Origin of the sequence: Tessaracoccus rhinocerotis (assembly GCF_007197885.1) — a bacterium.
Classification (GTDB): Bacteria; Actinomycetota; Actinomycetes; order Propionibacteriales; family Propionibacteriaceae; genus Arachnia; species Arachnia rhinocerotis.
On the sequence record NZ_VKKG01000006.1, the window covers coordinates 82,287 to 95,493 of the forward strand.

10 protein-coding genes are annotated in these 13,207 nt (G+C 71.4%); 3 read left to right on the forward strand and 7 right to left on the reverse strand.

The genetic code is table 11. The features are described from left to right. The first annotated feature begins 14 nt into the window (after window positions 1–14). A complete protein-coding gene (locus tag FOJ82_RS13735; protein ID WP_185975807.1) occupies window positions 15–557 on the forward strand; it encodes a tetratricopeptide repeat protein in 543 nt (180 codons plus the stop codon). Between the two features lie 7 nt (window positions 558–564). Here the strand turns inward: FOJ82_RS13735 and FOJ82_RS13740 are convergent, their stop codons facing one another. Beyond that, the gene (locus tag FOJ82_RS13740; protein ID WP_143939066.1) at window positions 565–1,959 is read right to left on the reverse strand and encodes an MFS transporter; all 1,395 of its coding nucleotides are present in this window, start codon (window positions 1,957–1,959) and stop codon (window positions 565–567) included. A 36-nt stretch (window positions 1,960–1,995) separates the two neighbouring features. Between FOJ82_RS13740 and FOJ82_RS13745 the strand changes: the two genes are divergently transcribed. Further along, window positions 1,996–2,982, forward strand: a complete 987-nt coding sequence (locus FOJ82_RS13745) for an aldo/keto reductase (protein WP_143939067.1) — start codon at window positions 1,996–1,998, stop codon at window positions 2,980–2,982. Window positions 2,983–3,003: 21 nt separating this feature from the next. Here FOJ82_RS13745 and FOJ82_RS13750 read toward each other — a convergent pair whose 3' ends face one another. The 5 genes from FOJ82_RS13750 to FOJ82_RS13770 all read right to left on the reverse strand — a co-directional run bounded on the left by FOJ82_RS13750 (window position 3,004) and on the right by FOJ82_RS13770 (window position 9,773). After that, a complete protein-coding gene (locus FOJ82_RS13750; protein WP_143939068.1) occupies window positions 3,004–3,297 on the reverse strand; it encodes a hypothetical protein in 294 nt (97 codons plus the stop codon). Window positions 3,298–3,461: 164 nt separating this feature from the next. Then, window positions 3,462–5,321 (reverse strand): ABC transporter ATP-binding protein, encoded by a 1,860-nt coding sequence (locus FOJ82_RS13755; RefSeq protein WP_143939069.1) that lies wholly within the window; start codon window positions 5,319–5,321, stop codon window positions 3,462–3,464. After that, window positions 5,321–7,195 (reverse strand): ABC transporter ATP-binding protein, encoded by a 1,875-nt coding sequence (locus tag FOJ82_RS13760; RefSeq protein WP_221933171.1) that lies wholly within the window; start codon window positions 7,193–7,195, stop codon window positions 5,321–5,323. The genes FOJ82_RS13755 and FOJ82_RS13760 overlap by 1 nt, the downstream gene beginning before the upstream one ends. Window positions 7,196–7,314: 119 nt before the next feature. Continuing rightward, window positions 7,315–8,496, reverse strand: a complete 1,182-nt coding sequence (locus FOJ82_RS13765) for a TIGR04053 family radical SAM/SPASM domain-containing protein (protein ID WP_143939071.1) — start codon at window positions 8,494–8,496, stop codon at window positions 7,315–7,317. Window positions 8,497–8,582: 86 nt separating this feature from the next. Next, entirely contained in the window at window positions 8,583–9,773 is a 1,191-nt protein-coding gene (locus tag FOJ82_RS13770) for an ROK family transcriptional regulator (protein ID WP_143939072.1), read from the reverse strand. 110 nt (window positions 9,774–9,883) lie between these two features. Here FOJ82_RS13770 and treY point away from each other — a divergent pair, with 110 nt between their 5' ends. After that, on the forward strand, window positions 9,884–12,619 hold the full coding sequence (gene treY, locus FOJ82_RS13775) for a malto-oligosyltrehalose synthase (RefSeq protein WP_143939073.1): 2,736 nt from the start codon (window positions 9,884–9,886) through the stop codon (window positions 12,617–12,619). On the opposite strand, the gene FOJ82_RS13780 is transcribed toward treY, so the two are convergent. Then, window positions 12,611–13,072: a hypothetical protein gene (locus FOJ82_RS13780; protein WP_143939074.1), complete on the reverse strand. Its 462-nt coding sequence runs from the start codon at window positions 13,070–13,072 to the stop codon at window positions 12,611–12,613. The genes treY and FOJ82_RS13780 overlap by 9 nt on opposite strands. Window positions 13,073–13,207: the final 135 nt, after the last annotated feature.

Here is a 13,207-nt window from a genome sequence, read left to right on the forward strand (position 1 = left end):
CCTACAGTCGGATGATGATGAGCATCTGGGACAGGATCACCGGCCGCCGCGGTAGCTCCGGGAAGGGCGCGCCACTGGCGGGCCACGCCGAGTTGCACGCCCGTGCCGAGGCCGGCGACGCCGACGCCATGGTGGAGTACGCCCTGCTCCTGGTGGACGACAACCCGGCGGAGTCGACGGCGTGGCTGCGGCGCGCGGCCGACACCGGCCACCCGCAGGGCAGCTACTACCTGGGCGTCGTGCTGAATGACGAGGGCGACGTCGACGGCGCCCGCGAACAGTGGCGTCGCGCGACGGATGCCGGGTACACGCCGGCGATGCACATCCTCGGCTTCACGCTCTACGAGGCGGGCGAGGTGGACCTCGCCAAGCAGCACTGGCGGCGCGCCGTCGACGGCGGCAACGCCGACTCAATGGTGTTCCTGGCGATGCGGCTGCTCCAGGAGGGCGACGCCGACGGCGGCCGGGCGCTGCTGGAGCGGGCTGCTGCGCTGGGGAACCAGCTCGCCGTCGAGGGCCTGGCACAGCTCGACACCTCCGACGGCCGGGGCTCCTGAGGTCCGCTCAGGTGGGCTGGTCCGCCTCGGGTGAGCGGGGCGTGACCATCACCAGGACCACCCCGAACACGCAGATGGCCGCCAATACGTAGAACACCCTCGAGAGGTCCTCGGGGAAGGCCGCCGCCAGCACACCTCCCACGAGGGGGCCGGCCACGCCTCCGAGGCGGCCGAACCCCGCGCACCAGGAGGTGGCCGCCGCACGCGAGGTGGTCGGGTAGTAGTTCGCGACGAAGCCGTAGATCAGCGTCTGGGTGCCGGAGGTGCCGATGCCCACGATGCCGACGGCGGTCATCATCAGCGAGATCAGGCCGGGGGTGGCCGTGGTGGTGGCCAGCACGATGCCCACGGCGCCGACGGCGAACAGGACGGCGATCACCGGCTTGGCGCCCCAGCGGTCGGCCGCCCACGAACCCCCGAGCCCACCGGCCACGGCACCCACGTTGAGCGCCAGCAGCAACACCAGGGAAGACTGCTCGCCGAGCAGGCCCTCGGTGAGCTGCGGCAGCCACGTGTTGAGTGAGTAGACCAGCAGCATTCCGACGGCGCTGAGCAGGCCCAGCACCACCGTCGGCAGCAGGAAGCGTCTTCCGAAGAGTTCCGTGAAACCGCCCTTGGTCTCCTCGTCGACAGGCCACACGGGCGCCCCCGGCACTGGGATGCCGCGGCGCTGGGAGACCAGTCGGGCCTCCTCGTGCTTGCCGCGCGACTCCAGCCAGACCACCGACTCCGGCAGCTTCCAGAAGGTCAGCGGCAGCAGCGTCACGAGCGGAAGCGCACCCAGCCAGAACAGGCCGCGCCAGCCGATGAGGTCCAACGCGACGAGGGCGGAGGCGGCTGCAAACATCGAGCCCAAGGGGATGCCGCTGAAGACGATCGCGTTCGACAGGTTCTTGCGCCCCTCCGGGGCCATCTCGGAGACGACGACGGCGGTGGTGGCCGCCAGCGCCCCGATCCCGATCCCGGTGACCAGCCGCATCACCCCGAAGGTGGCGGCGTCCGGCGCCATCGCGGTCAGCGCCATCCCCACCGACAGCCAGGCCGTGGACGCCAGCATCGGGATCCGCCGGCCGATCCGGTCCCCCACGGCCCCGATCCCGAGCGCACCGAGCAGCATCCCCAACGGCGCCAGACTGCCGAGCACGCCCCCGAGTCCCGAGGCGGCGGCGATGGCCTCCTTCATGCCGTCGGTCAGCTGGTCCGGGGGTACGCCGGCGGACGCGGTCAGCGCGGTCTGCAGCTCCGGGGCGAGCGCCTCGAAGATCAGGCCGCCACGCTCGCGGAACTCCGGCATCACGGCGCCGTAGACTGCGAGGTCGTAACCGTCGAAGACCAGACCGGCGAGCGCTGTCCCCAGCACCCACAGCAAGGTGGTGCGTCGTCGGGAAGTGACGTCGGACATGGGCGAAGTCTTGCACGCACCCACTAGCCTTGGGGCATGGAAACCAGATTGCTCGGCCGTACCCTCCGCGCCGTCTCCGTCGTCGGTCAGGGTTGCTGGCAGTTCGGCGGGGACTGGGGCAACGTCAGCGACGACGACGCGCGCGCTGTGCTGCACGCAGCCGCCGACGCGGGCGTGACGTTCTTCGACACCGCCGACGTCTACGGCGACGGCCACAGCGAGGAGCTGGTCGGCGCGTTCCTGCGGGAGCGCTCGGACGACTCGTTCTTCGTCGCCACCAAGCTCGGCCGCCGCGCAGACCCGTTCGTGACCGAGACCTACACGCGGGAGAACCTGCGCGCCTGGACGGAGCGCTCGCGGCGCAACCTGGGCGTCGACATGATCGACCTGACCCAGCTGCACTGCCCGCCCACCCCGGTCTACTCCACGGAGTCGGTGTTCGACGCCCTGGACGAGATGGTCGACGACGGCTGGATCCGCAACTACGGCGTCTCCGTCGAGACCGTCGACGAGGCCCTCACCGCACTGGAGCGCCCCGGCCTCGCCAGCATCCAGATCATCCTCAATGTGTTCCGCCGCAAGCCCCTCGAGCAGGTGCTGCCCGCCGCCAAGGCCGCCGGGGTCGGGATCATCGCCCGGGTCCCGCTGGCCAGCGGCCTGCTCACGGGCCGGTTCGCCGAGGACACCACCTTCGAGGCGTCGGACCACCGCACCTACAACCGGCAGGGCGAGGCCTTCGACCAGGGCGAGACGTTCTCCGGCGTCCCCTACGACGTCGGTGTCGCCGCCGCCCGCGAGTTCGTGGACCTGGTGCCCGAGGGCGTCACCCCGGCCCAGTTCGCGCTGCGCTGGATCCTGGCCCAGGACGGTGTCTCGGCCGTGATCCCGGGCGCGAGCCGCGCGGACCAGGCCGCCGCCAACGCCGCAGCCGCCGACGTGCTGCCGCCCACCGTCGAGCAGTTGGCCGCGCTGGAGGACCTCTACGACCGCCACATCCGCGCCCACGTGCACGACCGCTGGTGACCCGCCCGCCGGTCGGGTAGCTCAGATAACGCTGGCCAACAGTGGGACCAGCAGGGCGCCGACCGTGACCACCATGGTGACCACGAACAGCAGCTTCTGCCTGAGGACGAGGTACAGCACCCCCGGCACCAGCAGGAACACCCCGACGGTGAGGATCAGCGGCGCCACGACCAGGGAGAGCTCGGACATGTAGTTGTCCGACATGCCGTGGAAAAGCTGGTCCAGCCCGACCAGCAGCACCGCCAACGGCACCAGCAACGCCGCGCACGTGAGCACGATCGCCCACCGGGGCGACCACCGGTTCGGCGCCTTCATGCCCCCGAGTCTCGCACGCCCCGTGCCGTTGCGTGGCGCAGCCCGTGGGAGCGGACAGCACCGGAGACGGAGCCGTCCGCTCCACCCACCGAAGGCGCAGGCCTGGCAGGAGCGCTCAGCACCGCAGACGGAGCCGTCCGCTCCACCCACCAACACCGGGACGCTCAGCCGCGCAGGGACGTCTCCCACTGGCCATGCAGGGAGGCGAAGTGACCGGTGGCCTCGGCCACGAGCACCTCGGGGTCGCCGTCCTCGACGATGCGGCCGTCGGCCATCACCAGCACGCGGTGGGCGATCGAGACGGTCGAGAGCCGGTGGGCGATGATGATCGCCGTGCGGCCCTTCAGGAGGGTCTGCAGCCCGCGCTGGACGAGGCGCTCGCTCGGCAGGTCCAGCGAACTGGTGGCCTCGTCGAGGATCAGCACCTGCGGGTCGGCCAGGAACGCACGCGCGAAGGACACCAGCTGGCGCTGGCCGGCCGAGAGCCGCCCGCCGCGGCTGCGCACGTCGGTGTCGTAGCCCTCGGGCAGTGCCCGGATGAAGCCGTCGGCGCCGACGTTGATGGCGGCCGCCTCGATGTCGGTGCGCGACGCCCCGGGCCGGCCGAGTGCGATGTTGTCCGCCACCGTGCCGGAGAACAGGTAGGAATCCTGCGTCACGGAGACGATGGTGCGCCGCAGGTCCGCGTCGGTGACGTCACGCAGGTCGGTGCCGTCGATGCGGACTGCGCCCTGCTGCGGGTCGACGGTGCGTGCGATCAGCTTCACCAGCGTCGTCTTGCCTGCCCCGGTCTCGCCCACCAGCGCCACCACCTGGCCGGCGGGGATGTTGAGGTCGATGCGCGGCAGCACCGGGGTGCCGTCGGTGTAGGAGAAGGTGACTCCGTCCACCTCGATGTGCCCCCGGGCGCCGTCGAGTGTGACCGGGACCTCGGGGTCCGCCAGCGTGGGCTCCTCCTCGAGCACGCCGGAGATCTTCTCCAGCGCTGTGGTGGCGCCCTGCAACTGGTTGACGAACATCATGATCTCGGTGACCGGGTCGAAGAACTGCCGGGCGTACAGCACCGCCGACAGCAGCACGCCGACGGGGAGGGTGCCGGCCAGCACGCGGCTGCCGTCGTAGAACATCAGGACGGCGCTGACGATGCCGGCCAGTGCGACGATGAACGTGTTGGCGACGGCGAACACGAAGAACACGTCGGCGTTGGTGTCGCGGTATTCGTCGGCGCGGTCCCGGAACTCCCCGGTGCGGGCGCCTTCGGCGCGGAACGCCTGGACGGCGCGGATGCCGACCATGGACTCCACGAAGGATCCGATCATCCTGGACGAGGCCACCCGGACCTTGCGGAAGCGGTTGCGGGACTGGGTGACGAACCAGAACGCGAACAGCCCGGTGGGCACCAGCCCGGCGAGCAGGATCAGGCCGCTGGGAACGTCGAGCAGCATCAGAGCCACGACGGTCATGCCGAGGAACAGCAGCGAGCTCACGAACTGGGAGATGCCGCCGGCGACGAACTCGCGGATGGCCTCCACGTCGCTGGTCTGGCGCGAGATCAGCCGGCCGGAGGTGTACTTCTCGTGGAAGGCGATGCTCAGGCGCTGGGAGTGCGCGAACAGGCGGCGCCGCAACTCCAGCACGAGCGCCTGGGCGAACTTGGGCGTGACGGCCTTGGCGTGGCCCTCGAGCAGGCCGGCCAGCAGCGCACTGACCAGCGCAGCCGCGGCGATGAACGCGAACCTGGCCCACTGCCCGGTGTCGAGGGCGTGGAAGCCGGCGTCGACGCCGAGGCCGACCAGCGCGGGCACGGCCACCTTCGCCGCGGTGCCGATCAGGGTCGCGGCCGCCACCTCGGCCACCTGCCACCGCACCGGGTGCAGCAGGGAGCCGAGCAGGCGCATCGAGCGGCGGCGCAGGGCGACGTTCTCGGCACGGGTGTGGTGCTCGGCCTCCTCGCCCAGGATCCCGCGGACGGTGGAAGGGGAGGCCTGGTTGCGCGGCAGCTTCTTGCGCAGCTTCTCGCTCATCACAGCTCCTCAGCCAGCTCGGTTGCGTGGATCTCGGACTCGACCCACTCGGGCGGGTGTGCAGGGGCCGGAGCATCGTCGTCGTCCTCGAAGGAGGAGATGACATAGCGGTAGCGCTCGCTGGTGGCGAGCAGCTCCGAGTGCGTTCCGACGGCGACGACGCGGCCACGGTCCATGAGCGCCACACGGTCGGCGAGCGCCACCGTCGACGGGCGGTGGGCGACGATCAGCACCGTGGTGTCCCCGAGCGCCTCGTCCAGGGCCTCGGTGACCTTGGCCTCCGTGTGCACGTCGAGCGCGGACAGCGGGTCGTCGAGGAGCATCAGCCGCGGCCGGGCGGCGATCGCGCGGGCCAGCGCGAGGCGCTGCCGCTGGCCGCCCGAGAGGCCCTGGCCCTCCTCGCCGATGACGGTCTCGACGCCGGAGTCGAGCTCGCGCACGAAGTCCGATGCCGCGGAGACCTCCAGCGACTGCCGCAGCATCTCCTCCGACGCGTCCGGGTCGCCCAGCAGGACGTTGTCCCGGATGGAGGCGGAGAACAGCGTCGGGTCCTCGAAGGCGACGGTCAACTGCTCGCGCAGGTGGTGGCGTGAGACCTCCCGGACGTCGACGCCGTCGACGAGGATGGAGCCGGAGGTCACGTCGTAGAGGCGGGAGGCGAGGTTGATCAGGGTGGACTTGCCGGAGCCGGTCAGGCCCACCAGCGCCATCCGCTCCCCCGGGTTCACCTCCAGGTCCAGACCGGTGAGGAGGGGGTCCTCGCCGGGTCCCTGGTCGTCGAAGCGGAACGTGACGTTGCGGAACTCCAGGCGCGCGCCGTGCGGGGCGCCGTCGCGGGGGGTGGGGATGGTGGTGGGGTCCGTGGGGTCGGTGATGCGCGGGTCCCGGTCCATGACCTCCTTGTAGCGGGCCAGCGCACTCAACGCGTCCAGCGAGAAGGCGACCAGGAACCCGAGGAAGGAGACGGGATTTCGCAGGATGGTGGCGGTCGCGAAGAACGCGACCACGCCGCCGATGGTGACCCAGCCGAGGGCGGCGAACCAGATGGCCACCACCAGGCAGATGGCGATCACCAGGTTGGGGATCAGCGTCAGCCAGCGGAACATGCGGGCGTCGGCGAGGCCGCGCGCCACCTCCAGGTCGCGCAGCTCCTCGGCCTGGCTGCCGAACTGCTCCAGGGCCTCCGGCGCGCGCCCGAACGCCTTCAGGATGCGGATGCCCTTGACGGACTCCTCGACCACGGTGGCGACGTCGCCCGACTTGTCCTGCGCACGCCGTGTCAGGCGCGTGTACTGACGCTCGAAGCGCAGCATCAGGAACACCAGTGGCGCCGACCCGACGAGGAACACCCCGGCCAGGATGACGTTGGTGCCAGCCATCAGGACGGTGCCGACAATGATCATCACGACGTCGTTGATCAGCATGATCAGGCCGAAGGCGAACCAGCGGCGGATCAGGTTCAGGTCCTGCGTGACGCGGGTCAGGAGCTGGCCGGAGGGCCACTGGTCGTGGAACGTGGTGTCCAGGTCCACGAGGCGGGAGAACAGGGCCATGCGCGCGCTGAACTCCGTGGTGGTGGAGGCCGGGATCATGACCATCCGGCGCAGGAACACCATCGCCGCCTCGAACAGTCCGAGGCCTCCTACGAGCAGGGTGGCGGGCAGTAGCGCGCCCCGGTCACCGGCGGCGATGGGTCCGTCGATGAGGCGCCCGAGGACCTGGGGCATCAGGAGTGCGGCGGCGGACCCGACGATGGTCGCCAGCAGGGCCAGCACCAGCCGGCCGAAGTGCGGCCGGGCGTGCGGGATGATGACTCCGAGGAGTTCCGGGAGCGGGGGGACCTGAGGCCTGGTCGAATCCCGTTGCGTGCCCACCGTCGCCCTCCACTCCCCACCGTGCCGCCCGATTCTGGGCAGCGCGGACATGCTACCCCCTGGAGCAACCGCTTTCACGGAGGTCGGGCAGGGCTCGCGGAACTCGCTCGGGACCGCCGTCAGTCCCTGGCGGGCGTCGCCACCGCGTCGCCGGCGGGGACGTAGGCGCAGCCCGGGTCCTCGGCGAGCGGGTCGCCGTTGACGGCGTAGGCGCGGGAACGGGACCCGCCACACACCTCGCGGAACTCGCACGTGCCGCACCGGCCGCCGAAGCCGTCGGGCGCGCGCAGGGCCCGCATCACGGGCGCCTCCCGGTAGATCTCGGTGACGGGGGTGACCCGGACGTCGCCGGCCACGTGGGGCAGGAACCCCGACGGGTACACCTTGCCCTTGTGGTCCACGAACATGAAGCCGCGCCCGGAGTTGACGTCGATCGGCGGCCGCGCGGGACGCTCGCGCACCGGCACCCCGCGCAGGGCCTCGGCCGTGAGCTCGGTGAGCCGGCGGTGGAGCTCGCCACGGCCTGCCGAGGGATCCTCCCCCGCGGCGGCGGCCACCTCGCGCTGCAGCACCACCCGCCGGAAGTGGGGCGCCTCGGTGGTCTTGATCGCCATGAAGCGGGCGACGTCGGCGAGCCAGTGCAGCACGTCCTCGATCTCGTCGGCCGTCAGGGTCTCCAACTGCTGGCCGCGGCCCGTCGGCACCAGGAAGAAGACGCTCCACAGCTGCCCGCCCAGCTCGATGACGTCGCGCAGCAGGGCCGGTAGCTCCTCGACGGTGGAGCGGGTGACGGTGGAGTTGACCTGCAGCCGGAACCCGGCGTCCTTGACCCGTTGCGCCGCGACGCGGGTGGCGGCGTAGGTGCCCTCGAAGCCGCGGAACGCGTCGTGCGTGGCCGCGCGAGCGCCGTCGAGGGAAAGGGAGATCGCCTTCGCGCCGGCCTCGCGCAGGCCGGCGAGCCGGTCGACGGTCAGGTTCGGCGTCACCGACGGGGACAGCGCCATCGAGAGGCCGAGGCCCGTGCCGTGGCGGACCAGGTCCTCCAGGTCGGGGCGCTCGAACGGGTCGCCGCCGGTGAGCACCACGAGGGGGTGCGGTGCGGGGAAGCTCGCGATCCCGTCCAGGAGCGCCTTGCCCTCCGCCAGCGTGAGCTCGCCCGGGTTGCGGCGCGTGATGGCGTCAGCACGGCAGTGCAGGCAGGCGAGCTGGCAGGCGCGGGTGACCTCCCAGATGACGATGAACGGACGGTCGTGGACGTCGTGCCGCTGCCGGCGGATGGCGCGCGAGGGGGCGAGGGTCACGTCCAGATCCTAACCACGGGCGAATGTGTGGATTCGGCGCTCGTGGGTGCCCGGCCGGGCGTGGGCTGCGACGTCGCGGCGCCGGTTCAGGCGCTCCCGCGCGCCTCGCTCGCGGTCGGGTCCTCGCCCAGCGGACGGGCCGCGAACGACTCGAGGGTGAACGGGTGGACGCCGTCGGTGGGGTCGGCCAGGGAGGACTTCAGGCGCTGCAGGGCGGCGAGTCCGGCGCCCACCGCCGCGGAGAACTGGTCCAGCTCCGAGACCCGGACCGACGGGGTGCGTGCGACGTTCTCGCTGATGGTGGTCACGAGGTCGTCCATGAAGTGGTGCGCCACGGGCGTCAGCGCCCCGGCGACCACGACCACACCGGGGTCGACGACGGCAGTGGTCAGCGCCAGCGACGGCGCCATCTGCGCCACGTAGGACCGCATCCGGGCGAGCGCCCGCTGGTCGCCGTCGAGGATGGCGCGGACGCCGTCGCCGATGGGGTCGTCGGAGTCCATGAACGGCTCCAGCCAGTCCATGTCCACCTCGGTGGGGATGAAGTGGTTGTGGGAGAGGTCGCCCGCACCGCCGTGGGCGCCGCCGCGCGGGACCCCGTCGAACATGAGGCCGAGGGTGGGGCGCCGGCCGAGCTGGATGAGGAGGATGTCCCCGTGGTCCTGCGCGGCGCCGACGAGGTGTTCGGCGTAGGCGGCGGCGCGGACGTCGTTCACGACGAACGTGCGCGCACCGATGGCCTCGCCCCACAGCGTCACGGGGGCCTTGCCGTTGACCTCGGGCATCGCCGCGGACTCGACCATCAGCCCGTCCGGTCCGACGTTGCCGGTGACCGACAACCCGGCCAGCCACAGGGGCGCCGCTCCCCCGAGCGCCTCGTCGGTGACCTCGGCGATGGCCCGCGTCCGGAGGTCCTCGTCGACGCCCCGGGGCAGGCGACGCTCCACCTTCGCCTGCAGGCTCCCCTCCAGGTCGAAGCGGACGCACCGCACGGCCCGACCGCCGACGTCGATCCCCAGTACGGAGCCCTTCGGGATCACCAGCGAATAGACCTGCGCGGGCCTGCCCGGCCCGCCGTCGGTGGAGCGGCTGGAGGCCACCCAGCCCTTGGCCTCGAGGCCCCGGAGCACCTCACCCAGAGGCGCCGGCGTGAGCCCCGTGGCATTCGCGAGCGCCGAGATCCGGCGGGGTCCCTCGTCCAGCGCGGAGACCACCAGGAACTCGTTCCACTTCCGGACCGAATTGGGATCCGCGCGTCTCAGGGTCGATTGCGCCATTGGGCCATCGTGACACGACCCGACCCGGATCCGGGCGAGGCCCAGCGTTTGCGGGCGCCTCCGGCGCCGAAGCACCGGCCCTGCGGACCCTTCGAGCCTAGAGTGGGCTCGTGAGCCCGAATCCGACCCCGACCTCCACGTACCGGCTGCAACTGCACGCCGGTTTCACCTTCGACGACGCCGTGGCGCAACTGGACCACCTCGCCGCACTGGGGGTCAGCCACGTCTTCTGCTCCCCGATCCTGCAGGCTGCCCCCGGCTCGATGCATGGCTACGACGTCGTGGACCATTCACACATCTCGGACGAGCTGGGTGGGGAGGCGGGCTTCCGGCGGCTGGCGGCGGCGGCGCACGCGCGGGGTCTGGGCGTCGTCGTCGACGTGGTGCCCAACCACATGGCGGTGCCGACCCCGCTGTTCCTCAACCATGAGCTGTGGGAGGTCCTCAAACAGGGCTCGGACTCCCCATTCGCGCGCTGGTTCGACGTCGACCTCACCGGCTCCCAGGCCATCCTGATGCCGGTGCTCGGCAACCGGATCGGGCAGGAGCTGGAGGCCGGCACCATCTCCGTGGAGGAGCGGGAGGTTCCCACCGCCGACGGCGGCACCGTGGTAGAGCCCGTGGTGGTCCACTTCGACCACGTCTTCCCGATCCGGCCCGGCACCGAGGACCTGCCGATCGAGAAGCTGCTGGAGGCGCAGTGGTACCGGCTGGCGCACTGGAAGGTGGGCAGCGAGGAGCTCAACTACCGGCGCTTCTTCGACGTCGACACCTTGGCCGCGGTCCGGGTGGAGGACGACGGCGTGTTCGAGGCCACCCATCGGCTGCTCGTCGAGCTGCACGAGGAAGGGCTGATCGACGGCTTCCGCATCGACCACCCCGACGGCCTGGCCAATCCCCGCCAGTACTTCGCGGACCTGCAGGCCTTCACGGGTGGCTGCTGGGTGGTGGTGGAGAAGATCCTCGAGGCCGACGAGGCACTGCCGGAGTTGTTCGACTGTGCCGGCACCACCGGATACGACGCGCTCCTGCGCGTGAGTGGCCTGTTCCAGGACGCGGCCGGCCTGTCCCGCCTGAACGCCCTGTGGGAGCGGGTCTCCGGCGTCGGCGAGTGGTTCGGCTCGGTGCTCATGCAGGCCAAGCACGAGGTGATCTCCTCGATGCTGTTTGCGGAGGTGAACCGGCTGACCTCGATGGCGGTGGCCATCTGCGACGGCGACATCCGGCTGCGTGACCACACGCGCCGTCAACTCCGCAACGCGATCGGTCGGCTGCTGGTGGAGATGGACCGCTACCGCGCCTACGTCGAGCCCGGGATGGCGGCCCCCGAGCAGGAGCGCGCGGTCCTCGTGGAGGCGGCGGACCGGGCGCGACCCAACCTCGCGGCCGACGAGCTGGACACGCTGGACCTGATCGTGGCACTCGCCTGCGGGGATCCCGGCACCGGCGACGAGGAGCAGGGCGCGGAGACCCTCCCCGAGCCGGGCCACGGCCCCGTGACCACCGAGCTCCGTGACCAGGCCATGGACACCCGCGAGCTGAGGGCCGAGTTCATGGTGCGGTTCGCACAGACCTGCGGGCCCGTGATGGCCAAGTCCAAGGAGGACACCGCGTTCTACCGGTGGAACAGGTTCATAGGGGTGAACGAGGTGGGCAGCGAGCCCACGATGGTGGGCATCACCACGGACGGCTTCCACGACTTCTGCTCTGCGCTGACCGCCACCTGGCCCTCGACGATGACCACGCTCAGCACCCACGACACCAAGCGCTCCGCGGACGTCCGCGCCAGGCTCTCCACGCTCACCGAGTACCCCAAGGAGTGGGAGGTGTGCGTGACCGAGCTGCGGGCGGCCACCGACGAGCTGCGCTCGGATCCGCTCGACGGCGCCACGGAGCTGTTCGTCTGGCAGACGCTCGCGGGCACCTGGCGGCTGCCCGGCACGGCGGCCGGTGAGGAGCCGATCTCGGCCGAGCGGCTGAGTGCGTACCTGACCAAGGCGATGCGCGAGGCCAAGTGGCACACCACGTGGACCGAACCCGACGCCGCCTACGAGGAGGCGGTCATCGCCCTGGCCCTGCACGCGTTGGACGACGAGGCGTGCGCGGCGGCCTTGGACACCTTCACCGAGACGGTCGCCGGCTCCGTGCGCGCCAACGTGCTCGGCCAGGCGCTGCTGCAGCTGACGATGCCCGGGGTGCCCGACACCTACCAGGGCTGCGAACTGGTGGACCTGTCGCTGGTGGACCCCGACAACCGCCGCGAGGTGGACTACCGCCTGCGCCGCGACCTCCTCGCCGGATTGGACTCCACCGCCGATCGACCAGGGCACCGCGCGCCCGCACCCACCGCTGATCGACCAGGGCACCCCGCGCCCGCACCCACCGCCGATCGACCAGGGCACCCCGCGCCCGTACCCACCGCTGATCGACCAGGGCGCCCCGCGCCCGCACCCACCGCTGATCGAGTAGGGCGCCCGGCGCCCGTGTCGAGATCCCTCGACGCCGAGAAACTCCTGGTGACCTCCCGTGCGCTGCGGCTGCGCTCCGAGCACCCGGACGCGTTCCGGGGTGACTCATCGGAGTACCGGCCGGTGGCCACCACCTCCGGCCACGCCGTCGCGTTCGCCCGTGCTCGGGCCGGTGCCGAGGAGGTCGCGGCCATCACCGTCGCCACCCGGCTGCCGTCCCAGCTGGGCGAGCAGGGCTGGGCCGAGCACAGGATCATCCTTCCCGACGGCCAGTTCCGCGACGTCCTGACCGGCCAGCCTGTCTCCGGCGGCGAGACCCGTCTGGCCGACATCCTGGGCGACCTCCCCGTCGCGCTGCTGGTGCCGGCCTCAGCCTGACCCGCCCGCAGCCGCCTCTGAGCGGCCGGGGGTGCTGCGGCTTGGCTGCAGCAGGCCCGCAATGACCGGGCCGAGGAGGATCGCAGCCAGGTACACCCACACCCCCACCAGACCGAAGACCGGGACGACACCCTCCCCCAGACCGAGCAGGAACTGGCTCAGGGCCACCACCGCCATCCACACGGCGCCACGCGCGGCGCCGCGAGCCACCGACGGTACCTTCAGCAACCACCCGATGACGAGGGATACCAGGAACATCGCCACGGCGGCGAGCACGAACGTCAGGCTGATCTGGGTCAGGAGTGCCGGCGGAATGCTGCCGTCCTCCGGAGCCATTTCGTACGGGAACGGTAGTCCCAGGACGCGCCCCACGGCGGAGGCCGCCATCTGGGCGAGCTGGCCCACGAAGGCCAACAACAACCCGATGCCCAGATCGCCGAGAATTCTCCTCATCGGATCCCCCTGTGTTGTCTTCGATTCTACTCCTCGGGTCTCTCTGACACCGGTGGAACGAGGACGGGTCCGGCTGGTTTCGGGGCCAACCCGGGCGGCGATCCCGGGACTGCATCGAATGGCCCATCCCCTCGG

Coding starts and splice junctions, on each gene's coding strand:
- FOJ82_RS13745 (WP_143939067.1), top strand. CDS start 1,996: ATGGAAACCAGATTGCTCGGCCGTACCCTCCGCGCCGTCTCCGTCGTC.
- FOJ82_RS13755 (WP_143939069.1), bottom strand. CDS start 5,321: ATGAGCGAGAAGCTGCGCAAGAAGCTGCCGCGCAACCAGGCCTCCCCT.
- FOJ82_RS13770 (WP_143939072.1), bottom strand. CDS start 9,773: ATGGCGCAATCGACCCTGAGACGCGCGGATCCCAATTCGGTCCGGAAG.
- FOJ82_RS13750 (WP_143939068.1), bottom strand. CDS start 3,297: ATGAAGGCGCCGAACCGGTGGTCGCCCCGGTGGGCGATCGTGCTCACG.
- FOJ82_RS13780 (WP_143939074.1), bottom strand. CDS start 13,072: ATGAGGAGAATTCTCGGCGATCTGGGCATCGGGTTGTTGTTGGCCTTC.
- FOJ82_RS13740 (WP_143939066.1), bottom strand. CDS start 1,959: ATGTCCGACGTCACTTCCCGACGACGCACCACCTTGCTGTGGGTGCTG.
- FOJ82_RS13735 (WP_185975807.1), top strand. CDS start 15: ATGATGAGCATCTGGGACAGGATCACCGGCCGCCGCGGTAGCTCCGGG.